This is a genomic window from Bacteroides caccae (genome assembly GCF_002222615.2).
GTDB lineage: Bacteria > Bacteroidota > Bacteroidia > Bacteroidales > Bacteroidaceae > Bacteroides > Bacteroides caccae.
This window is the reverse complement of sequence record NZ_CP022412.2, coordinates 2,426,345-2,448,278: the sequence shown is the minus strand read 5'-3', so window position 1 is coordinate 2,448,278 and position 21,934 is coordinate 2,426,345. Positions and strand designations below refer to the sequence as shown.

Here is a 21,934-nt window from a genome sequence, read left to right as displayed (position 1 = left end):
TTATGGCAACAAAATCAAGCATACATATCAAGCCTTGCAAAGTCACATCCAGTGGACCTCATAACTGGAGAACTCCCGAGTATATGCGTAACATCGGAGAGTCCAGAATCTATGTTGTTTCTGAACTCTCCTCCGACAACGAGCAGTGGATAAACCCGGACTTCGGCAATCCGGACTTACAAACACATTACGACAACATCAAACGGATGGTGAAGGAGAAGACGGGGCGTGCCATGCAGGAAAAGGAGCGTGAACGCAAAGGAAAGAATGGAAAAATAATCAAGGTGGCAGGATGCTCCCCCATTCGTGAGGGTGTACTGCTCATCAGACCGGAAACCACACTGGCAGATGTTCGTGAATTTGGCGAAGAGTGCCAAAGATGCTGGGGCATCACGCCACTCCAAATCTTCCTGCATAAGGACGAAGGACATTGGCTGGGTGGAAAGCCTGACGCAGAAGACAAGGAGAGTTTCCAAGTGGGTGGAAAATGGTTCAAGCCGAATTATCATGCCCATATCGTATTCGACTGGATGAATCACGAAACCGGAAAGAGCCGCAAACTCAATGACGAGGATATGGCAGCAATGCAGACTTTAGCATCAGACATTCTAATGATGGAACGTGGGCAATCAAAAAATGTTACTGGCAAAGAACATTTGGAACGAAACGATTTCATCATTGAGAAACAGAAAGCTGAACTACAACGCATAGATGCTGCAAAGCGGCATAAAGAACAACAGGTGGGACTTGCCGAACAGGAACTCAAACAGGTAAAATCGGAGATACGCACCGACAAGCTCAAAAGTGTAGCCACCGATGCTGCCACAGCCATAGCAAGCGGAGTGGGTTCTCTTTTCGGCAGCGGAAAAGTGAAAGAGCTGGAGCATAGCAATGTGGAACTGCATCAGGAGATTGCCAAACGGAACAAAAGCATTGACGATTTAAAAGTTCAGATGCAACAGATGCAGGAACAGCATGGCAAACAGATTCGTAATCTTCAAGGAATACATAATCAAGAGATTGAAGCCAAAGACAAGGAAATATCACGATTGAATACCATTCTTAAAAAGGCGTTCAACTGGTTCCCATTGCTCAAAGAAATGTTGAGAATGGAAAGACTATGCTATGCCATCGGATTTACCAAAGATATGATAAACAGTCTTTTGACAAAAAAGGAAGCCATCAGATGCAATGGAAAAATCTATTCCGAAGAGCACAGACGAAAGTTTGACATCAAGAATGACATTTTTAAGGTTGAGAAAAGTTCGGTTGATGAGAATAAATTGGTGTTGACCGTAAACAGGCAACCAATCGGAGAATGGTTTAAGGAGCAATGGGAGAAACTTCGGCAAGGCTTACGACAATCAGCGGAAGAACCAAGAAAAAATAGGGGATTCAAGTTATAATTCCGTTCTATATAATGCGAAACATCAATAAAATAACTAATTTTACATTCGGATAGGGGCAACTCTTTCCAAGACATAAGAAAAAAGAAGCGTTATGCTCATCTTGTAACTTGAAAACCTGAGAGCCTTTCAAATTTGATGCAAGAGATAGCATAGTGGTTCTCACGCATATAGCGTGGGCTACTATTGTTACATCCGCATCAAAGGTTTCCTACGACCTTCACTTAGACGTGGCATAGTTGGCTCACGTTTTCTGTAATTATAATCCTTATTATTCACATGTAACTAAAAAAATATAAAGTATGGCAATTCTTTATCCTCCTATCGAAATAATAAGAAAACGAAAACCAGAAGCTACTCCGGGTGAAAGAACGTTATTGGCTTTCTTATTAAACGCTTATGATGATGAATATGAAATATTCTTCCAACCTTTTCTAAATGGAGATTTACCTGACATCATAGTGATGCACAAAGGAGGAGGAGTTATGATTTTTGAAGTTAAAGATTGGGATCTATCAAATTATCATGTGAATGAAAAAGGAAATTGGATTGTCAATTGTAATAACTCTGTATATAAAAACAGTCCCTTAAACCAAGTTTTGAAATATAAAAAGAACCTATATGATTTACATATTGATTCGTTATTAAGCTTACATTTGAAAGACTATAAATATTGGTATGTTGTCAAATGTGCTGTATATTTCCACTGCCATACAACCGAATATGCACAGAAATTCTGCGAAGGCGAGAAACCATCGGACAAGTATAAGACTTTCCTCAGCAAAAATTTCACAATAATCGGACACGATTCCTTGGGAAAAGAAAGTATGGATCGTATCTTTGAAAAACAATGGATAAGTAAAAAGAACAGTTATTTTACAGAAGAATTATATAATAGCTTTGCACGCATATTAAGGCCTTCTTACCACACAATAGAAGAAGGACTTGGTTACAAATTGTCGAAAGAACAGGATTTGTTGGCGAAAAGTGAAGAAGGGGCAAGAAAACGAATTAAAGGTGTGGCTGGTTCTGGTAAAACATTAGTTTTAGCGGAAAGAGCTGTAAACGCTCATAAAAGAACACATAACTGTGTGTTAATCTTAACTTACAACATAACACTCCGAAATTACATTCACGATAAGATTAGTACAGTTCGTCAAGAGTTTGCTTGGGAATTTTTCCATATAAGCAATTATCATGACTTTATTAATAATAATATGAATAACGTCGGACTTGAATTTGAGTTTCTTAAAGACGAAGAAGGAAATAGTACATATATGTCTTCTGAGGAATTTGGGAAATTGGCTGAAAAACATGTATATTCAAACATTCATCTTTTTGAAAATCATAAAGATGAATTACCAAAATACGAAGTTATATTAATAGACGAGACTCAAGACTATCAAGAAAATTGGATAAGAATTATCATGAAATATTTCGCCAGTGAAAATGCAGAAATTGTTGCTTTTGCTGACGAAAAGCAAAATATCTATTCAAGAGAGTTAGACAATGAAAAAATGCCGAGAATACCTGTACAAACAGGTGCTTGGGATAGGAAATTGAATAAAAGTTATCGTTTATCTCAAAAGATAGCTTTGTTGGTGACAGATTTTCAAAAACGTTTTTTTGCAGATAAATATGTGGTCGAACAACAAATTGAGACCAACACTATGATGTCTTTATTTGATGAGCCTTATATCGAATACCATTATTATCCTCTCGAAGAGAGTGTAAAAGAAGATAATGCTATTGCAACTTATATTTATCAACAGATAAAAGAACATAGATTCCACTCGAATGATGTAACGATTTTGTCTTCTCGAATTAGAATGTTACGTAAACTCGATTATATGTTGCGAACCGAAAGCAAAGAAAAAACAAACATCATGTTTGAAACCAGAGAAGAGTTTATGAAACTATGTCCCAATGCCCAAACGGGATTTGAAAACAATGCCGATATATTAAAAATAAGGAAGAATAGAAAAGCTAATTTCTGGATGAATAGAGGGACTATTAAGCTATCTACCATACATTCCTTTAAAGGTTGGGAAAGTCCTGTTTTATTTTTAGTTATAGAAGACAATCTAAAAGCAACGAAAAAGTTGGCCAATACACGCCCTTATGAATTTTCTGATGAACTCGTATATACAGGTATTACCCGTTGTCAAAACTACTTATTCATAATCAATACAGGAAACCAACAATATCACGAATACTTTGCCAATTGCAATTTAATCGATAAAAAGATAGGAGCGAATAGGAATGGGAAATAGTTTAATATTCTTTCTATTTCTTCAGATTACGATAACAATTTATGCCCCTTACCTTTTAAGATTCCCTTATTACTTTTCAACTTCAATCGGAATAGCAAAATAATACTAAAAACACCCGACTTTACATTATCGGGTGTAAAATCGGGTGTAATTTTCGTAAACCATTGATAATCAATATTTATCGCGGAGAGACAGGGATTCGAACCCCGGGTACCTCGCGGTACAACGGTTTTCAAGACCGCCGCAATCGACCACTCTGCCACCTCTCCAAAACTTCTTTTCAGAAGTGCTTTTTGTTAAAAGCGGTGCAAAGGTACGAAGATATTTTAAACATGCAAGAGTTTTCACGAAAAAAACAATCGAAGGTTTCCAAAAGATAGCAATATCCAGGTATTTTATGTTGAAAAGCATAAAATAGGGCATATTTATGCCGATTATATGAAAAATGATTGTAACTTTGTGCGCTCTAAAGAAAAGGATAACTACAACCTCTAATTTTATCATTTATGGAATTAAACAAGATCTTTAAAGACGGTCTTTGGAGCAACGAAATCAACGTCAGAGATTTCGTAAGTCATAACATCACTCCGTACTACGGAGATGCTTCTTTCCTTGAAGGACCTACCGAACGTACAAAAGCCGTATGGAACCGTTGCCTTGAAGCACTGGCAGAAGAAAGAAAAAACAACGGTGTCCGCTCGCTTGATAACGCTACTGTATCTACCATTTCATCACACAAAGCCGGATATATCGACAAAGAAAACGAACTAATCGTCGGTCTGCAAACAGACGAGCTTCTGAAACGTGCTATCAAACCTTTCGGAGGTATCAACGTAGTAAGCAAGGCTTGCCACGAAAACGGCGTGGAAGTGGACGACCGTGTGAAAGATATCTTCACCCACTACCGCAAGACACACAACGATGGAGTGTTCGACGTATATACCGAAGAAATCCGTTCGTTCCGTTCTCTGGGATTCCTCACCGGACTGCCCGACAACTACGCTCGCGGACGTATCATCGGTGACTACCGCCGTATGGCTCTCTACGGTATCGACCGACTGATTGAAGCTAAAAAAGAAGATCTGCGCAACCTCACCGGTCCGATGACTGACGCCCGTATCCGCTTGCGCGAAGAGGTGGCAGAACAAATCAAAGCCTTGAAAGAGATGAAAGTAATGGGGGAATACTATGGACTCGATTTGAGCCGTCCCGCATATACCGCCCAAGAAGCTGTTCAATGGGTATACATGGCTTATCTTGCTGCCGTAAAAGAGCAAGACGGTGCTGCAATGTCACTGGGTAACGTTTCTTCTTTTCTTGACATCTACATGGAATATGAATTGAGCAAGGGAACGATCACCGAATCTTTCGCACAGGAACTAATTGACCAGTTTGTTATCAAACTACGCATGGTACGCCATCTGCGTATGCAATCATACAACGATATCTTTGCCGGTGATCCTACTTGGGTAACCGAATCTCTGGGCGGACGCTTCAACGACGGACGTACCAAAGTGACAAAGACTTCTTTTCGTTTCCTGCAAACCTTGTACAACCTCGGCCCTTCACCAGAACCAAACTTGACCGTACTGTGGAGTCCCGAACTGCCGGAAGGATTCAAAGAGTTCTGTGCTAAAGTATCCATCGACACTTCTTCTATTCAGTACGAAAATGATGATCTGATGCGTGAAGTACGTCAATCTGACGACTACGGAATCGCCTGCTGTGTATCTTACCAAGAGATAGGCAAGCAAATCCAGTTCTTCGGTGCACGCTGTAATCTGGCAAAAGCTCTGTTGCTTGCTATCAACGGTGGACGTTGCGAAAACACAGGTACAGTCATGGTGAAGAATATTCCCGTACTGACCAGCGACACACTGAAATTTGAAGAAGTAATGGACAACTACAAGAAGGTTCTGATCGAAATTGCCCGCGTTTATAACGAAGCGATGAACATCATCCACTATATGCACGATAAGTATTACTACGAAAAGGCTCAAATGGCACTCGTAGATACTAACCCGCGCATTAACCTTGCCTACGGCGTAGCCGGACTTTCTATTGCGCTCGATTCATTGTCAGCTATCAAATACGCAAAGGTTACCGCCCGCCGCAACGATATAGGTCTGACAGAAGGTTTCGACATTGAAGGCGAATTCCCTTGTTTCGGAAACGATAACGACAAGGTAGACCACCTTGGCGTTGACCTCGTATATTTCTTCAGCGAAGAATTGAAGAAACTCCCGGTTTACAAGAATGCCCGTCCTACCCTCTCCCTGCTGACCATCACTTCCAACGTGATGTACGGAAAGAAGACAGGTGCTACTCCGGACGGACGTGCCAAAGGCGTTGCCTTCGCTCCGGGTGCTAACCCGATGCACGGACGAGATAAGAACGGTGCTATCGCTTCTTTGAGTTCCGTAGCAAAACTTCGTTACCGCGACTCACAAGACGGTATCAGTAACACCTTCTCTATCGTTCCGAAATCATTGGGAGCTACCGAAGAAGACCGCGTTGAAAATCTCGTTACAATGATGGACGGTTACTTCACCAAAGGCGCTCACCACCTGAACGTAAATGTTCTGAACCGCGAGATGCTTTATGATGCGATGGAACATCCCGAGAAATATCCGCAGCTTACAATCCGTGTTTCCGGCTATGCTGTAAACTTCGTGAAGTTGAGTCGTGAACACCAACTGGAAGTAATCAGCCGTAGCTTCCACGAACGTATGTAATCTTATCTACTCTTATATGACAATAAACGTACATTCATACGAAAGTATGGGAACATTCGACGGGCCGGGTTTACGGCTCGTCGTTTTTCTTCAAGGTTGCAATTTCCGCTGCCTGTATTGCGCCAATCCCGACACGATAGCCGGAAAAGGAGGTACACCTACTCCACCGGAAGAAATCATCCGCATGGCAATGAGTCAACGTCCCTTTTTCGGAAAACGCGGCGGTATCACTTTCTCCGGTGGAGAACCTACGTTCCAAGCAAAAGCGCTTGTTCCGTTGGTTCGCGAACTGAAAGAGAAAGGGATTCATGTATGTATAGACAGCAACGGCGGTCTTTGGAATGAAGACGTAGAGAAACTTTTCCAACTAACAGACCTCGTATTGCTGGATATTAAAGAATTCAATCCTGCCCGCCACCAGATGCTGACCGGAAGAAGCAACGAGCAGACAATCCGCACGGCAACCTGGTTGGAAGAGAACGGAAAACCTTTCTGGCTCCGCTATGTGCTAGTACCCGGATACAGCGATTTTGAAGAAGACATCCGACAATTGGGAGAAGCTCTCGGAAAGTATAAGATGATTCAACGGGTGGAGATCCTTCCTTATCATACTCTGGGCGTACACAAGTACGAAGCAATGGAACAGGAATACAAGCTGAAAGACGTAAAAGAAAATACCCCCGAACAACTTGAAAAAGCTACGGAGGTATTCAAAAAGTATTTCACTACGGTAGTAGTCAATTAATACGCTTTTTCATCCATTCAATAGATTTACGGTTGGTTTCCTCAAAACGCCAATGAGCGGAAACAGGAGTTACCACAATCGTTTTCGGGGCTGTAATTACATTCAACGCGGCCGTCACCGTGGTAGGCGGACAAGTGTTGTCATTATAGCCATACGAATAAAATCCCGGTACTTTAATCTTTTGAGCCAAATTAGCCACATCATAATAAGCCAGTGTCCGACAGGCAATGTCAATAGATACTGGCATTTTTTTCGTTCGGAAGCAGACAAAAGTCTCGGCCACCCTCCGGCACGTCCATGAAGAAATCCCGTCATATCACATAATGCGGGACAGAATGAATGCAGAAAGAAATGTAATACGTTCGTCAAAAGCAACAGTCACAAAACTCAGCGTCCCATCTCAACTTCCGCCCGAACTACGCTTATCTTTCCACTGGTCGGACCCACCCGAATAATAAAGACGACTTAGCGAGAGTAACCCAAGCAATATCCACCAATGTCGACAAGTTCATAGAAAAGTTTTTCATTAATATGTAAATCGGATACCTGCCTGTATATTGAAATTAAACGGATTTTCCTTGCGGATAGTCTGTACGCTCGAACCATCATCAAAGAAATAAGCAACACCGGGTTCCATGTAGATACCTATACGTTTCGTCGCATTTAACTGTACGCCGACTGCACCAGATACGGAGAATTGTAAAGGTTTAACAGTTTCCTTCTCGGAGCCTAGTTTTCCATACACACATTTTTCTATCATACCGCCGCCGGAAACGTAGAGAGTGACCAGTTTTTTATCCAAAAAGTTCCAGTTGGCACGCAACGGAATGCCGACATAATGTAGTTTCTGCTCCACTTCCTGATTGCCATCCGCCAGTTTTACATCCGAAGAAAGCAGTGTATAGGTCAATCCACTTTCAACAGAAAACCCTTTACCCAAGCTTTTACGAACAGACACTCCCACAGAAATAGGCTGATGATGCTTAATGTCAATCACCTGCTTTGCCTGGCGCAGATAAGGTATACCGTCTTCAAACACCAATGTCTTATCTTCCGGTATATTCATCAAGCCGTTAGAAACAGCAGCCATACTTACTCGAGACAGATATTGGGTACCTCCCCCTACCTCCGTCGAAGCACCTCCGGAATTTCCGACGGCAAACCCCATTGACCAAGTTCCCTTTTGAGAAGATTTCTTTTCTGTCGGGATATGATATTTATCTCTGCTCGAAGGACGGCGGGGTCTGTTGTTTCTAGGTTCTTCCGTTTCCAACGCTTGCTTTTTTTGACCAGCATTCGCGTCTTTCACTAGCTTTGTCTCCTCTTTTTCTCCATTATCAATCTTATCATCTGTTGCCGGAAACTCATCTTCATTCTGAATAACAGGTTGATCAGTATACGTATTTTGTTCGGAAATATTGTGTTCTGTTTTCGCCAGTCTATCTGTCTTTAGCATAGGACGCGACACAGGATCTGCCGTTGCACCTTGCGCATCCGGCTGTTGCACCGCAGGCAATGCGTCCAGTACGGAAGCCAATGCAGGGGTTTGCGTATGACGTATTTCGTCAGCGGCAGGCGTACCCAGAAAATACAGGCTTACAGAAGAAACCAAAGCCAGTAATATAACAGCCGCAGCCGCCATCATCCATTTCCGATAAGGATATATCTTCCTCTCCACAGGAGGCATAAGCTCTTTCTCCAGTTGTTCCCAACCGGAAGCCGGTATCGGCTCCGAATAATCTTCGAGCTTCTCCTTCAACTTATTCATCCATAATTCTTTCTCTTCCATATCTATCCATTATTCATTATCCATTCTTTTACTCTTTTTGCTAACACGCTTTTCGCACGAAACAGTTGCGAAGCCGACGATTTTTCATTAATGCCTAATACCTGAGCGATTTCTTTGTGTGATTTATCTTCAAACGTATAAAGGTTAAACACTGTACGATATCCTGCGGGAAGTTCTTCGATAAACTGCATCAATACTCTTTGTGGTATCGCTTCTACATCCGAAACATCCGGTTCTTCGTACTTCTCGGGCAATTCTTCCAAAGGCGCCGACTGATTCATTACATCATTTTTCCGAAGATATTGCAAAGCCGTATTGACTATTACCCGCTCCATCCAAGCTCGTAAGGAGCCTTCACCTCGCCAGGTGAACTTGTCGAAAGAATCGAATATCTTTATAAAGCCGTCGTGAAGCAGATCCTGGGCCGTATCACGGTCGCCGGTATAACGAAGACAGATGCCAAGCATGCGCCCCGCATACTGCTCATACAGTTCCTTGCGGGCCTGATTGTTTCCCAGCCTGCATTGTTCCGACAACTCTAATTCTTCCATTCTCTTATACACGTGTTTATCTTATAAATGCAGCAAAGATAGAAATACTGCATAGAGAGAACAACTCTTTTAGTACTTTTGTTTCTTTAACAGATTCGAATGCAATATTTTCTGCCTCCCCGCATTTTCAAAATAAAAAGCAATTATATTATTAAAATCCATAACCTATTATGTATATGAAGAAATTAAAATTCATTACCTTAACTTTAGCTATCATAATCACCTTACCGATGCTGCAATCGTGCCTGGACGACAATGATCATCAATCGCGTTCATTGGTTATCAGCACTATCAACCAAATCAGTGAGGATAGCAAAGAATTTTATTTCACTTTGGATAATGGAAAGACGATGTTCCCGAGTAATTCGCAGGCATGGGGAGGCGAGAAATTTGAAAACGGACAACGTGCCTTTGTTATATTCAACGAGCTGGAACAACCCGTAAACGGATATGACTACAATATCCAAGTGAGAGATATTACGAAAGTGTTAACAAAAGAGATCGTCACCATGGACGATGAAGAAAATACAGAAGAAAAGATCGGGGATGATAAAATAAACGCTACTTATATGTGGATTAGTAAAGATAAGAAGTATCTGACTATCGAATTCCAGTACTATAGTACCCATAGTGAAGACAAGAAGCATTTCCTGAATCTGGTTATCAACAATAAGGAAGCTGATTCCGCTGCCGAAAACGAAGATAATACCGATGACGAATATATCAATCTGGAATTCCGTCACAACAGTGAAAGAGATTCTCCCGACCATTTAGGCGAGGGATATGTATCTTTCAAACTGGATAAGATAGAAGAACAGATAGAGGGAAAGAAGGGACTGAATATCCGTGTCAGAACTTTATATGACGGAATAAAGAATTATAAAGTACAATTTCCCTGATTTATTAATTCTGCGTGAAAAACACTCTTTTTTAATATAATATATTAATTACGCAAAAAGAGGACGGTAGTTGTGAAACTGTCGCCCTCTTACTTTTATTATATAAACAAGTTATTTCTTATCTCCAAAATAATTCCACACCACCGCACTCAAAGCAGCTCCCACAAAAGGTGCAATGATAAACAACCACAACTGTGACAACGCTTCGCCGCCCTGGAACAATGCCGGAGCAATGCTACGTGCCGGATTTACAGAGGTTCCTGTGATAGGAATACATACGATATGTACCAATACGAGAGACAAACCAATAGCCAATCCGGCTAAATTGCCTGCCCCCTTCTTAGGATCGGTAGAACCCAGTACCACCAATACAAAAATAAAAGTAAACACAGCTTCTGCTATGAATGCCTGCAACATCTCTCCTTCGCCAAAACCGTTCGAACCCGTAGCCGTAGGTCCATCATGCGCACCGGTAGACACCAAAGCAAAAAGAACAGCCGAACCGATAATGGCTCCAATCACCTGGAAAATCATATACATTCCTGCATCTTTTCCGTTCATACGCCCGGTAAGGAACACTCCCAATGTGATGGCAGGATTAATGTGACATCCCGAAATTCCTCCGATAGCATACGCCATCGCTACCACTGAAAGACCGAATGCCAAAGCTACGCCGACCGTTCCCACGCCAGCACCTACTGTACCTGTTACACTACCGGCAAAAACAGCACTTCCGCATCCCATAAGAACGAGTACCATCGTTCCAATCATTTCTGCAATGTACTTTTTCATAACTATTATATAAATGGTTGATTTGCCAAATATAAAGAATTATCCCAAAGAAACAAAACGCATCTACCTAATTATTTGTATCTTTGCAGCATTTTTGAATAAAAGACTAGCAAATAAAATGAAGAAAGGACTTTTTTACGCCATATTGGCTTCTATCCTATGGGCTATTGTAAACCCGTTTATCAAACAAGGATTGAGCTATGACTTCACCCCTATGAACTTCGCCGGTATCCGCTTTACCACTGTTGGGATTATTCTTTTCGCTTATACCTGGCACAAGGGTATGTGGCGGGAAATCCGTCAACACAGCAAACTGTTCCTGAATCTGATTCTTATCAATATGTTTATGGGATATACTGCTTTTTACTTCGGTGTAGACTTTGTAAGCGGAGCTATCTCGTCCATTATTATGGGAATGACACCTTTGATTAATGTCCTGTTAGCGCACTTGCTCGCAAGTAATGACAGACTGAACACTCATAAGATTATCAGTCTTATTGTCAGCCTCATCGGCCTGTTCCTGATTATCGGAATGGGAAGCAACGGTGCACCACTCGACTGGAAAGGAATTACGGGAATCGTACTTTTACTGCTAAGTATTATCTTTCAAGGGTATTCTGCTATCTCCGTTTCAGAAGACAAAGGAAAGGTGAATCCTATTTTCCTGAATGCGGTGCAGATGTTCTTCGGAGGTCTGCTTATATATATGGTAGGCTTGGGCACGGAAGGTTATCATTCTTTTATCGGAAAACCCGGCGGATTTTATGCCAGCCTTGCGATACTGGTATTCATATCTGTATTCGCCTTCAGCTTCTGGTTTATCGCTTTACAAAGCAAAGGCGCCAAAGTCAGCGACATCAATATGTGCCGGTTGATCAATCCGATTCTGGGTGCAGTCCTTAGCTGGATCATGCTCCCTGACGAATATCCGACTTTTAGTACCGTTGCAGGAATGGTCGTGATCGTCAGCTCCTTGATTATCTATTTCAAAGGGACCGAAATAAGTGAATGGTTCAAGAAAACAAAAGCCGGAGCATAGAACAAACTCCGGCAAACATAATAGTCCGACAAATATCAGTATCAGCTCACAACAAACATTGAATAGATTGTAATGACAACATTTCTTTAGGAACTGCCGCCTTTATTTCTTCTTTCAAAACAGATAAAAGGCTGTGGCGAATAAAATCTTTATTTGTAGCCAGCACCACTTGCCTCGTAGGCCGAGGAATGGCAAACGGACGGACGAGTTGCCGTTGTTCCTCTGTCAACTGTGTCACTGCCAGTTCGGGAATAAAGGTAATCCCCTTCCCGCTTTCCACCATTCGCATAAACGTTTCCATACTTCCCAGCCGATAAGCCATTTGGCTGACTTTCACCGCTTCCATTTGGCAAAAACGAACAAGCTGGTCACGGAAACAATGCCCTTCATCCAAAAGCCAGAGACGTTCGCCCGTTATATCGGAAGTACGGATTACTTCATGCTTGAACGACGGTTCTTTGCGGGATACATAAGCATAGAATTGCTCATAAAAAAGAGTTTCTTCGGTCAGAAATGAGTCTTCCAATTTGCTGGCTATAATTCCCGCATCCAGATCTCCGGCGTGTAATGCCTGCTGAATATCCTGCGTTTTCATCTCTGTGACGCGAATATCCAGTTCGGGATATTTCTCCATTAATTGAGGAAAGAAACGCGGAAGTAGGTATGGAGCAATAGTAGGTAATACCCCCAAACGAAAGACACCTGACAACGACTGCTTATCTTCACTGATAATATCTTTCACTTGGGCCGCCTGCGCCAGAATCACACGAGCCTGGTCTATTACTTTCTGTCCGATAGTTGTCGGGCAAACAGGTTGCACTGTCCGGTCGAATAGCTTTACGCCCAGTTCATCTTCCAGCTTCTGAATCATTGCACTCAAAGTCGGTTGTGTCACACGGCAATATTCGGCTGCCCGTGCAAAATGTCTGAACTGATCAACAGCCAATATATACTCCAATTGTTGTATTGTCATCTATCAAATCATATTAAGTCATAGATTTCTTCTATGCAAAGATAGAAATTTTCAGTTTGACAACAAGCATTTTCCGCCTTATCTTTGCAATACAGAAAAAAGGAAACAAGTATAAATCATTAAAAATAAAAAGAATATGAAAACTTTAGAACTTATCAATTTGAATGAATCAGGAGCAAACAACGTAGTAGCATCTTTGCAACAACTCTTAGCTGACTTCCAAGTGTATTACACTAATCTCCGTGGTTTCCACTGGAACATCAAAGGACACGACTTCTTTGTTCTCCACAGCCAATTCGAAAAAATGTATGATGACACTGCTGAAAAAGTAGATGAAATAGCAGAACGTATCCTCATGCTGGGTGGCACTCCTGCCAATAAGTTCAGCGACTACCTGAAGGTTGCCAACATCAACGAAGTAGATAAAATAAGCAACGGCGAACAGGCACTAAACAACATCCTTCAGTCTATCAGCTATCTGATTGGTGAAGAACGAAAAATTCTTTCTATTGCATCACAATCCGGAGACGAAGTTACCGTTTCGATGATGAGCGATTATCTGAAAGAACAGGAAAAATTAGTTTGGATGTTGACGGCTTATAATAGCAAGTAACTTGATAATAAGGATTTAAGTTTTAGGTAAGAAAGAGAGAAAACCTCCATAACAAGAGGCATTCTCCCTTTCTTTATTATAAGAAATATTCAAATAAAAACACACGCAGAGATCGCAGAAGGTATAAATCTCAGCGTGAAATCTATCAACCGGTACAAACAAAAAACTATGGAACTTTTGCGAAATGAACTGAAAGACTACTTACCGTTGTTCCTCCTGTTGTTATTACGTGCATGATTTCTCCTCACTCCAGATATATGCTTATCTTCTGAGAAACACCCGCATCTGATATGTATTATCCCTATTGTTTATACGACTTTGACTAACAGTTAGCAAAGGCTCACTAATGTAAGCAAATAGGCTAACATCTATGAATAAATTAATTCACGGCTGTAAACAATCTTATTCACTAATGTGAACCTTTACAAAACAAGAAGTACTTGCCTAAGAATCCCTAAGTATTTGCATATTATATACAAAAGGAAACAGGGCAATCCCACCGGAATCTGGACGAAGTACTATGAGGGTAAATATATACTCTCAGGCAGCTATCAGCAGTTACCCTCATAGCTACAAGTAGGATAAATAAAGAGATTGTGCCAATTAGTGAGGGTATGAGGGTAAAAACGTCACTAACTTTTTTCTGGCTAAGTCGGAACATTCCGCGCGATTGACCTTTCCGTTTCCCGTTTGCGGTATGCAATCCGTTGTCAGAATATACTTGGGACGATAATAGGGTGTCAATATTGTCTGTAACCTGTTTTCTATTTCTTCAGTATCCGCCCGTCCTTCTATCAATAAGGTCACAGCCTGTCCCAATCGTTGGTCGGGCACTGAAGTAATGACAAACGGTACGGAAATAAAAGGACGGAGCAGCTTCTCTACTTCTTCCGCCTGGATTTTTATTCCGCCACTATTGATAACATTATCCTTGCGCCCCAGGATAATGAAACCTTTATCGGGATAGATTCGTGCGATATCATTCGTCTGTAATACTCCGTCACAAACTAAAGGGGCGTCAATCACCAACGTGTTTTCAGGAGATAAAGACAGATTTACCGAAGAAAACGGGTAATAACGTTCGGAAGCAGCTGTTCCGTTGAGACGACGGAGGGCGATATGAGACAAGGTTTCGGTCATGCCATAAGTAGAATAGACAGCTCCCGGAAGTGACTTTATTTCTGTTTCCAAAGCCTCATCGATCGCTCCACCACCTATGATCAGAATCTCCGTTTGCTTGAGTCGTTCTTTTTCTTCAGGAGTCTGAAGAGTATTATAAACTTGCAAGGGAACCATTGCTGCAAATCTCAAAGGCTGTTTCACATCCGACAGCGGATGACCGGAAGCGGGACGCACAATGAGATCCAGTCCCGTAACCAAAGCACGCACCACCAACATCATCGCGCCGATATACCGGAGATTCATACATAACAATGCCGATTCTCCTTGCTTTAAGTTCAGAAATTCACAAGTCAAGCGTGCACTTTGCATCATTTGGTCTTTACGTACAATCAGTTCTTTGGGCGTACCTGTGGAACCGGAAGTATGAACTGTTATGACCGGAGAATCATTAAACCACTCATTCAGGAAAAGGTATAAATCCCATAAAGCAGAAGGAGTATTTTCTGCTCCTTCTGCTATAAACCGGGCTATATCTTCAGGAGTATATTCTTTTCCTTCCAATAGCAAATGTTGTTGTTGTCGGTCGAATATCATCGGATATTATTAAATAGCATCATTACAAAACCACAGGCAATCTTTTCTTATTTCAAGAGGCATTTCTACATTATCCGTAAAAAGCAATCCTGTTCCCAAGCCCTGCGGTAACGGATTATCAAACGTAGCACACCACTGGGCGATAGCGTTCAGCCCGATATTCGACTCCAGAGCGGAAGTAATCCACCAGCCAATCTGCCGTTTCTCCGCCTCGGATATCCATTCGTTTCCTCCGCATACTCCTCCATGAAGGGAAGGTTTGAGGATAATGTATTGCGGACGAATTGCTGAAAGCAGTTTTTGTTTTCCTTCCAGTGTATTGCATCCTATGAGTTCCTCGTCCAAAGCAATCGGTAAGGGAGATTCGGAAGTGAGGCGTGCCATTTCTTCCCATTGCCCGGCACGGATAGGTTGTTCGATAGAATGTAAGTCAAGTTCGGACAGGCGTTTCAGCTTTTCCATTGCATCCACCGGAGAGAAAGCACCGTTGGCATCGACACGCAGTTCGATTTCTTTAGAGGAAAAGCGGGTACGGATATGACGAAGCAATGCCAGTTCTTCTTCAAAGTTGATAGCACCGATCTTTAGTTTGATACAACGGAATCCGGCCTCCATTTTCTTCTCTATCTGGGAAAGCATTTTATCAAAGTCTCCCATCCAGATAAGCCCGTTTATCGGAATCCCTGCCTCACCACGTGAGAAAGCCGTATCGCATAATGCCCAACTTCCTGCAAAGAAGTGCCGGATAGCCGTTTCCAAACCAAACAGGATAGAGGGATAATCACACAAAGAGTCTACATCCAGCCTTCCCTGCCGTTCTTCCAACCGACGACAGGCTTTAGCCAGGATAACTTCATAATCGGGAAGGTCGTCACAACTCAATGCGGGCAAAGGCGCGCACTCTCCTATCCCTACCCTACCCGGAAAATCAGGAGACGTCAGATGAAGATACCAGACTTTACGTATCGTATATGTGCCTCGGGAAGTTCCTGCCGGTTGCCTGAAATGAAGCAACCGGGGAATAATTTCTACTTTACAGTCCATTATGAATGTCAGGGGAACTTAGGATATTGTTTAAAGTTCGGTTTGCGTTTTTCCAGAAACGCATTCTTTCCTTCCTGAGCTTCATCCGTCAGATAATAAAGCAGTGTGGCGTCACCTGCCAGTTCCTGAATACCAGACTGGCCATCCAGTTCGGCATTCAGTCCCGCTTTAATCATGCGCAAAGCCAACGGGCTGAGCAACATCATTTCTTCCGCCCACTGCACATATTCATCTTCCAGTTGTTCCAACGGGACTACTTTATTGACCAGTCCCATATCCAGAGCCTCCTGTGCAGTATACTTCCGGCAAAGGAACCAGATCTCACGCGCTTTTTTCTGTCCTACCACCCGCGCCAGGTAAGAGGCTCCGAATCCTGCGTCAAAGCTGCCTACACGGGGACCGGTCTGTCCGAAGATGGCATTTTCCGAAGCAATGGACAAGTCGCAAACCACGTGAAGCACATGGCCACCACCGATAGCAAATCCGTTTACGGCGGCAATCACCGGTTTCGGGATACTGCGAATTTGTTTCTGTACGTCCAATACGCTCAGACGGGGAATACCGTCTTTACCAATGTACCCGCCACGTCCTTTCACATTCTGGTCGCCTCCCGAACAAAATGCTTTATCTCCGGCTCCGGTAATTACAATCACATCAATGTCCGCTTCTTCCCGACAGATACGCAGTGCGTCGCTCATTTCAGCAGTTGTGGTCGGAGTGAAAGCGTTCCGATAACGTTCACGGTTGATAGTGATACGTGCAATCCCATTATAGTAATCAAAAAGAATATCCTCGTATTCTCTAATGGTAGTCCATTTTCTTGGTGTAGACATAATCTATTTTTGTTTTAGTTGATGATAATAATTTTTCAGCATGCGGGCATCTTTGTTTTTGTTGGTAAACACTTCCAGCAGCAGAGGACGTTCCTTTTCTTCCGGTTGGGTGAAGATTTGCATGGTTTCTGCCAGTTCCACCTCATTCTCTGCTTGCAGATAAAGAAATCCGCGTTCTTCCGCCCAGCCTTTGGCAGAGGTTTTATGAACAGCAGCAATGAATTTATGGGATGTCCCCGACATATCCAATCCCCGCAACGTATGGAAGATTTCCCCTCCTCCGTTATTCAGCAAAAGGATGCGCAGATTGGGACGGACATTCACATTCCACAAAGCATTCATGTCATAGAAGAAGCTCAAATCCCCGATAGCTATAAAATTCAGCTTGTCGGAAGCAGCCGCATAACCGACAGCAGTAGAAAGCGATCCTTCGATACCACTCGTCCCCCGGTTACAACAGATTTCGACAGTGGAAGGAACGGAATACAACTGTGCATAGCGGATCACGGAACTGTTCGCCAGATGAAGCGCACATGATTCCGGCAGGCCTTTTATCAATGCACCGACAGCCGCCATTTCCGAATACGCAAAATCGGGTTCGGGGATAATCTTACAATAGTTTTCCCACACACGGGGATATTCCGGTGTACGGTTGTCCATCAAGCTTGCTATTTTCTCCAGAAACTCAAACGGGTCCATTTCAATGACTGTTGTCAATGCTCCGTAGAGGTCGACTATCTCACCGTCAGGAGAGATGTGCCAATGTTCTTTGGGCGGATGTTGACGAAGGAAGTTCTTCAGTCGTTTGGAAACAACGTGCCCGCCATAGGTAATCAGTAGTTCGGGAGTCATCTGGTCTATCTTCTCCTCAGGCATTGCGTAAATCGCCGCATCGAAGTTTTTCACCGGAATGCCGGGTACGGTTTGATTACCGATATGTTCCGTCAACCAGGCAAAGTGTTTATATAATAATTTGGTATGTTTCTTCTCGAACAGATAGATAAGATTCATCTGACCGACAATAATCATTCGTTTCTGATATTTATTCATCCGGTCAATGAGGTCATTATAATCGCGGTCATACACGTTCAACCCCTGATAACGGGTGATTACACGCACTTCCGGCAATGCGTCCGACGTAAACTGAAACAGAGGTTCGGAAATAGGAACGTTGATATGTACCGGTCCTTTCCCATGATGTTTCGTTTCCAACAGGGCTTCGTTCACCAGACGATTGCAATACCATTCATCTTCTTCCGTATGAATCTCCGGGAGGTTGACCGACTTCTTGACCAGATTCTGAAAAACACCGGGTTGCGGCAAGGTCTGTCCATCCATTTGTCCGATCCAGGCAGCAGGACGGTCGGCAGAAATAACCACCAGAGGAACATTCTGATAAAATGCTTCCGCCACAGCCGGATGAAGATTGAGCAACGCCGTGCCGGAAGTACAACAGACGGCAGCAGGTTTGCCGCCATTCAAAGCCAGCCCAATGGCAAAATAGCCCGCACTCCGTTCATCCGTCACCGGATAACAGGTAAAGTTCGGATGATTGGACAAGGTATGCACGAGAGGGATATTACGACTACCCGGACATAACACGACTTTCGTTATTCCATGTGCTTCGAGAAGCGCAACCAGTTGGAGTATGTTTTTCTTGTCTGTATACATAGTGCAGTGATAAGTTGTAAAGTTATATATTATGAGGTGATAGGCTGTGGGTCGTGCAGAGAGGCAGGTACAATAATCCGTCTCATGGTTTGCAACTTCTTTTCCGTTTCCAGCCACTCATCGTTCAGCTCCGAGGAGGCCAACAGTCCGCCACCGGCATAGAGAGTGAGTTGTTCTTCTTCGATGTGCATACAACGAAGATTGACGTATAAGTCCGTACGCCCATCCGGGTCGAGCCAGCCGATAAAACCGGAATAATAACGGCGGTCGTAGCCCTCATTTTCCAGAATAAACCGATAGGCTGTATCCTTCGGCAGTCCGCATACGGCGGGCGTAGGATGCAACACTTTCAGGAGGTCACCCAGACCTTTATTGTCTTGCAGAGAGAATCGGAAATCCGTTTTCAGATGCGACAAGGCGCCGGCATAAGCAGGATAGGGGCCGTTCTCCGTCGAATGAATCCCTAATGAAAGGAGTTGGCCACGGATGTAAGAGGAGACGTATTCCTGTTCTTTCCGATTCTTCTCATCCCAGACTTGCGGCAGTTTGCCGTCTTGCAGAGGTTGGGTTCCGGCCAATGCTACCGTATGCCAGTCGTCCTTTTCGCCCGACAAGATGATTTCGGGCGTACTTCCCAACCAGATACCTGTTTGGGGAGTATAACATAAGTATATATAGGAATGGATATAGCGTTGGCAAGCCGCGCGAAAGGCTAATGAAGGAGAAAATGCCGATGGTTTTCCGATAGTAAGTTTACGGGAAAGCACCAGCTTTTCAAAAGTCTTATCACGTAAGGCACTGATAAATGTACGAAAACACTCCGCATATTCCTCGGAACAGGAGGGATAGTCGGTTGACGGAATATCCCGCGGAACGGCGTCCGCATCATCTGCAAGAAGCAAAGGTTGCCCCGGCCCATTCGATTGAATCAGCAAAATGGGGCAAGTCTCGTTAGGTCGGAACGGAGCAATCACAAATCCTCTCTGCCCGTTTAGTTCCTGCAAATCGTATATCAGACGGACTGCCCCCTCCTCCTGTGTCACCAGGCACGGAATTTTCTCCCCGGGAATACGATAAACGGCAAACGGTTGCTTCCGTTCTATAAATGCATCAATAGTTGTCAAGTTACTTATTTCTTCGTCGGTTATCTTTTTTTCATCACACTGTTGACTACCCGTATGGAAGACACCAGTTTGTTGGTTGAAGTAAATACGTCCACATTCCATACATGGGACGAACGTCCCTTATGCACGATTGTTGCTACCGCACGCACCGTGTCTCCTTCGTGTGCAGAAGATATGTGGTTTCCGCTCACCTGCATTCCCACGACAATCTCATCGGGCTGGCAAAGAATCATCGAACCTAGTCCGGCAACTGTCTCCGCCAATGCAAGACTGGCTCCGCCATGCAGAATGCCGAACGGCTGACGGGTACGGTGATCTACCGGCATCGTCGCTTCCACACGATCTTCAGCGGCATACGTATATTGGATTCCTAAATTTCCCATTAAAGCGTGACGCGCCTGTGCATTCAGTTGGTCGAGAGGTATCTCCGCCGCACGCACTTCAGCTATAATTGCCTTTTCAACGGCAATTGCCACTCCGTCTTCTTCATTGGAAGCAGTCACATAGTCAGCACAAATCTTCACGGAATCCTGCGAGTGTCCCATAGCTACGCCGAGTCCGGCCAGTTGGATCATTGTCACATCACATACTCCGTCGCCGATAGCAATCACTTCTTCCCGCTTCACGTCCAGTTCTTCCAACAAAGCTCCCAAAGAGTTGGCCTTATCTATGGCACAAGGAACGACTTCCAGAAAATATGGCTCGGAACGGAAAACATCCAATGCTCCGTTCAGTCTTCTTTTCCAATGATCTTCCAGACCGATCAACGCTTCTTCATTATCGCTGACCAACATACACTTACAGGGTGCAAAATCAACAGCGGCAGAAAATTCCGTTTCCTCGATTATCCGCAGATTATTCAGCCGGGCTTCATTTTGAATATGTTCATTTTCAGGAGAGTCCGTAATAATCGTATCATCATGATAAGTGAATAAGGCAAAACCGTTTTTCCGAGCTTTCTTTTCCAGATACGGCAACATCTCCGGATTAATCCGCCGTTCGAACAGAATTTCCCCGTTCTGCGCATTTATAATCTGGCAACCATTATATGAAAGAATAAAGCCTCCATAGTTTCCAAGTTCGAGTGATTTGGCCAGTGGCATTAATCCATAGGTAGGTCTGCCGGATGCCAATACAATACGCACTCCCATTTGCTGAACTTTCAACAAAGCCGCTAATGTACGCTTACTAATTTCTTTCGCGTCATTAAGGAGTGTTCCGTCTACATCAAGAACCAATAATTTATACTTCATGATTACACGATTTTGATTTAGATTACAAAGGTAGGAAATTGAGTGAACGACAGAAAGAGTAAACAGATAAAAATTACTTTAATTTCACTCTTTCAGATGCATTTCCAGATAATCCCGAAGTATCCGGGCATGATTATAGACAGGTTCTTTAGACGCATACAGCAGTGTGACCACTGGATGAGGTTTGATAAGAATCAGGAAATCAGCCATTGCGGGAGATGCGGCCAGTTCTTTTTGATATTGCATGACAAAGTCGTTCCAATGCCCGGGAATATCTTCGTGAAACCATTTGCGCAAACTAGCGGAAGGTGCTATATCTTTCGCCCAGTAATCGTATTTCAGCCATTCTTTCTTCATTCCTCGCGGCCATAGTTTATCTACCAGCACCCGATATCCATCTGTTTCTGAAAAATCTTCGTAAACTCGTTTTATCCTAACCTGTATCATTCTTAGTTTATTTAGTTACTCATAATAATAA

Annotated in this window: 19 protein-coding genes, 1 tRNA gene and 1 pseudogene; 8 read left to right on the top strand and 13 right to left on the bottom strand. The window is 43.2% G+C overall.

Annotated elements, in window-relative coordinates; genetic code table 11:
- The first annotated feature begins 2 nt into the window (after nt 1–2).
- Together CGC64_RS09585 and CGC64_RS09570 are read left to right on the top strand one after the other, a co-directional pair.
- Nucleotides 3–1,406, top strand: coding sequence for a hypothetical protein (locus CGC64_RS09585; protein WP_005680502.1), 1,404 nt, complete (start codon nt 3–5; stop codon nt 1,404–1,406).
- A 302-nt stretch (nt 1,407–1,708) separates the two neighbouring features.
- Nucleotides 1,709–3,679 carry a nuclease-related domain-containing DEAD/DEAH box helicase gene (locus tag CGC64_RS09570; RefSeq protein ID WP_005677681.1) on the top strand — a complete coding sequence of 657 codons (1,971 nt, stop codon included), beginning with the start codon at nt 1,709–1,711 and terminating at the stop codon, nt 3,677–3,679.
- Nucleotides 3,680–3,863: 184 nt separating this feature from the next.
- Here the strand turns inward: CGC64_RS09570 and CGC64_RS09565 are convergent.
- Nucleotides 3,864–3,948, bottom strand: a tRNA-Ser gene (locus CGC64_RS09565).
- Nucleotides 3,949–4,185: 237 nt separating this feature from the next.
- Here CGC64_RS09565 and pflB point away from each other — a divergent pair.
- Nucleotides 4,186–6,414: a formate C-acetyltransferase gene (gene pflB / locus CGC64_RS09560; RefSeq protein ID WP_005677678.1), complete on the top strand. Its 2,229-nt coding sequence runs from the start codon at nt 4,186–4,188 to the stop codon at nt 6,412–6,414.
- A gap of 16 nt (nt 6,415–6,430) precedes the next feature.
- Nucleotides 6,431–7,159 (top strand): pyruvate formate-lyase-activating protein, encoded by a 729-nt coding sequence (gene pflA, locus CGC64_RS09555; RefSeq protein WP_032837624.1) that lies wholly within the window; start codon nt 6,431–6,433, stop codon nt 7,157–7,159.
- On the opposite strand, the gene CGC64_RS09550 is transcribed toward pflA, so the two are convergent.
- The 3 genes from CGC64_RS09550 to CGC64_RS09540 all read right to left on the bottom strand — a co-directional run bounded on the left by CGC64_RS09550 (nt 7,152) and on the right by CGC64_RS09540 (nt 9,499).
- Nucleotides 7,152–7,406 (bottom strand): acetylxylan esterase, encoded by a 255-nt coding sequence (locus tag CGC64_RS09550; RefSeq protein WP_005677676.1) that lies wholly within the window; start codon nt 7,404–7,406, stop codon nt 7,152–7,154. The genes pflA and CGC64_RS09550 overlap by 8 nt on opposite strands.
- Nucleotides 7,407–7,685: 279 nt before the next feature.
- Complete coding sequence (locus CGC64_RS09545; RefSeq protein WP_005677675.1) at nt 7,686–8,948, bottom strand: porin family protein; 1,263 nt, start codon at nt 8,946–8,948, stop codon at nt 7,686–7,688.
- A 2-nt stretch (nt 8,949–8,950) separates the two neighbouring features.
- Complete coding sequence (locus CGC64_RS09540) at nt 8,951–9,499, bottom strand: RNA polymerase sigma factor (protein ID WP_005677674.1); 549 nt, start codon at nt 9,497–9,499, stop codon at nt 8,951–8,953.
- Between the two features lie 176 nt (nt 9,500–9,675).
- Here CGC64_RS09540 and CGC64_RS09535 point away from each other — a divergent pair, with 176 nt between their 5' ends.
- Nucleotides 9,676–10,398 (top strand): NigD1/NigD2 family lipoprotein, encoded by a 723-nt coding sequence (locus tag CGC64_RS09535; protein WP_032855198.1) that lies wholly within the window; start codon nt 9,676–9,678, stop codon nt 10,396–10,398.
- 111 nt (nt 10,399–10,509) lie between these two features.
- Here the strand turns inward: CGC64_RS09535 and CGC64_RS09530 are convergent, their stop codons facing one another.
- Entirely contained in the window at nt 10,510–11,190 is a 681-nt protein-coding gene (locus tag CGC64_RS09530) for an MIP family channel protein (RefSeq protein ID WP_005677671.1), read from the bottom strand.
- A gap of 118 nt (nt 11,191–11,308) precedes the next feature.
- On the opposite strand from CGC64_RS09530, the gene CGC64_RS09525 reads away from it, so the two are divergent.
- On the top strand, nt 11,309–12,229 hold the full coding sequence (locus CGC64_RS09525; RefSeq protein WP_032855196.1) for a DMT family transporter: 921 nt from the start codon (nt 11,309–11,311) through the stop codon (nt 12,227–12,229).
- Between the two features lie 46 nt (nt 12,230–12,275).
- Here CGC64_RS09525 and CGC64_RS09520 read toward each other — a convergent pair whose 3' ends face one another.
- Nucleotides 12,276–13,202, bottom strand: coding sequence for a hydrogen peroxide-inducible genes activator (locus CGC64_RS09520; protein WP_005677669.1), 927 nt, complete (start codon nt 13,200–13,202; stop codon nt 12,276–12,278).
- A 136-nt stretch (nt 13,203–13,338) separates the two neighbouring features.
- On the opposite strand from CGC64_RS09520, the gene CGC64_RS09515 reads away from it, so the two are divergent.
- A complete protein-coding gene (locus CGC64_RS09515) occupies nt 13,339–13,815 on the top strand; it encodes a Dps family protein (RefSeq protein ID WP_005677668.1) in 477 nt (158 codons plus the stop codon).
- Between the two features lie 96 nt (nt 13,816–13,911).
- Nucleotides 13,912–14,052 (top strand): annotated as a pseudogene (locus tag CGC64_RS19120) (RNA polymerase sigma-70 factor); the annotation flags it as partial.
- A gap of 366 nt (nt 14,053–14,418) precedes the next feature.
- Here CGC64_RS19120 and CGC64_RS09505 read toward each other — a convergent pair.
- The 7 genes from CGC64_RS09505 to CGC64_RS09475 all read right to left on the bottom strand — a co-directional run bounded on the left by CGC64_RS09505 (nt 14,419) and on the right by CGC64_RS09475 (nt 21,903).
- A complete protein-coding gene (locus CGC64_RS09505) occupies nt 14,419–15,531 on the bottom strand; it encodes an AMP-binding protein (protein WP_005677667.1) in 1,113 nt (370 codons plus the stop codon).
- Between the two features lie 9 nt (nt 15,532–15,540).
- Nucleotides 15,541–16,575, bottom strand: coding sequence for an o-succinylbenzoate synthase (locus CGC64_RS09500; RefSeq protein WP_005677666.1), 1,035 nt, complete (start codon nt 16,573–16,575; stop codon nt 15,541–15,543).
- An 8-nt stretch (nt 16,576–16,583) separates the two neighbouring features.
- Complete coding sequence (gene menB, locus CGC64_RS09495; RefSeq protein WP_005677664.1) at nt 16,584–17,408, bottom strand: 1,4-dihydroxy-2-naphthoyl-CoA synthase; 825 nt, start codon at nt 17,406–17,408, stop codon at nt 16,584–16,586.
- Between the two features lie 3 nt (nt 17,409–17,411).
- Nucleotides 17,412–19,079: a 2-succinyl-5-enolpyruvyl-6-hydroxy-3-cyclohexene-1-carboxylic-acid synthase gene (gene menD, locus CGC64_RS09490; RefSeq protein ID WP_005677662.1), complete on the bottom strand. Its 1,668-nt coding sequence runs from the start codon at nt 19,077–19,079 to the stop codon at nt 17,412–17,414.
- Between the two features lie 29 nt (nt 19,080–19,108).
- Nucleotides 19,109–20,227, bottom strand: coding sequence for an isochorismate synthase (locus CGC64_RS09485; RefSeq protein WP_032838011.1), 1,119 nt, complete (start codon nt 20,225–20,227; stop codon nt 19,109–19,111).
- Entirely contained in the window at nt 20,224–21,456 is a 1,233-nt protein-coding gene (locus tag CGC64_RS09480) for a Cof-type HAD-IIB family hydrolase (protein WP_005677658.1), read from the bottom strand. The genes CGC64_RS09485 and CGC64_RS09480 overlap by 4 nt, the downstream gene beginning before the upstream one ends.
- 84 nt (nt 21,457–21,540) lie before the next feature.
- Nucleotides 21,541–21,903, bottom strand: coding sequence for a DUF488 domain-containing protein (locus tag CGC64_RS09475; RefSeq protein ID WP_005677657.1), 363 nt, complete (start codon nt 21,901–21,903; stop codon nt 21,541–21,543).
- Between the last annotated feature and the right edge of the window lie 31 nt (nt 21,904–21,934).

What these genes read in the sequence shown, in the direction of transcription:
- CGC64_RS09515 (WP_005677668.1), top strand. Translation starts at nt 13,339, where the DNA reads ATGAAAACTTTAGAACTTATCAATTTGAATGAATCAGGAGCAAACAAC.
- CGC64_RS09500 (WP_005677666.1), bottom strand. Translation starts at nt 16,575, where the DNA reads ATGGACTGTAAAGTAGAAATTATTCCCCGGTTGCTTCATTTCAGGCAA.
- CGC64_RS09525 (WP_032855196.1), top strand. Translation starts at nt 11,309, where the DNA reads ATGAAGAAAGGACTTTTTTACGCCATATTGGCTTCTATCCTATGGGCT.
- CGC64_RS09480 (WP_005677658.1), bottom strand. Translation starts at nt 21,456, where the DNA reads ATGAAGTATAAATTATTGGTTCTTGATGTAGACGGAACACTCCTTAAT.
- CGC64_RS09475 (WP_005677657.1), bottom strand. Translation starts at nt 21,903, where the DNA reads ATGATACAGGTTAGGATAAAACGAGTTTACGAAGATTTTTCAGAAACA.
- pflA (WP_032837624.1), top strand. Translation starts at nt 6,431, where the DNA reads ATGACAATAAACGTACATTCATACGAAAGTATGGGAACATTCGACGGG.
- CGC64_RS09540 (WP_005677674.1), bottom strand. Translation starts at nt 9,499, where the DNA reads ATGGAAGAATTAGAGTTGTCGGAACAATGCAGGCTGGGAAACAATCAG.
- CGC64_RS09585 (WP_005680502.1), top strand. Translation starts at nt 3, where the DNA reads ATGGCAACAAAATCAAGCATACATATCAAGCCTTGCAAAGTCACATCC.
- CGC64_RS09520 (WP_005677669.1), bottom strand. Translation starts at nt 13,202, where the DNA reads ATGACAATACAACAATTGGAGTATATATTGGCTGTTGATCAGTTCAGA.
- menB (WP_005677664.1), bottom strand. Translation starts at nt 17,408, where the DNA reads ATGTCTACACCAAGAAAATGGACTACCATTAGAGAATACGAGGATATT.
- CGC64_RS09545 (WP_005677675.1), bottom strand. Translation starts at nt 8,948, where the DNA reads ATGGAAGAGAAAGAATTATGGATGAATAAGTTGAAGGAGAAGCTCGAA.
- CGC64_RS09535 (WP_032855198.1), top strand. Translation starts at nt 9,676, where the DNA reads ATGAAGAAATTAAAATTCATTACCTTAACTTTAGCTATCATAATCACC.
- pflB (WP_005677678.1), top strand. Translation starts at nt 4,186, where the DNA reads ATGGAATTAAACAAGATCTTTAAAGACGGTCTTTGGAGCAACGAAATC.
- menD (WP_005677662.1), bottom strand. Translation starts at nt 19,079, where the DNA reads ATGTATACAGACAAGAAAAACATACTCCAACTGGTTGCGCTTCTCGAA.
- CGC64_RS09505 (WP_005677667.1), bottom strand. Translation starts at nt 15,531, where the DNA reads ATGATATTCGACCGACAACAACAACATTTGCTATTGGAAGGAAAAGAA.
- CGC64_RS09550 (WP_005677676.1), bottom strand. Translation starts at nt 7,406, where the DNA reads ATGCCAGTATCTATTGACATTGCCTGTCGGACACTGGCTTATTATGAT.
- CGC64_RS09570 (WP_005677681.1), top strand. Translation starts at nt 1,709, where the DNA reads ATGGCAATTCTTTATCCTCCTATCGAAATAATAAGAAAACGAAAACCA.
- CGC64_RS09530 (WP_005677671.1), bottom strand. Translation starts at nt 11,190, where the DNA reads ATGAAAAAGTACATTGCAGAAATGATTGGAACGATGGTACTCGTTCTT.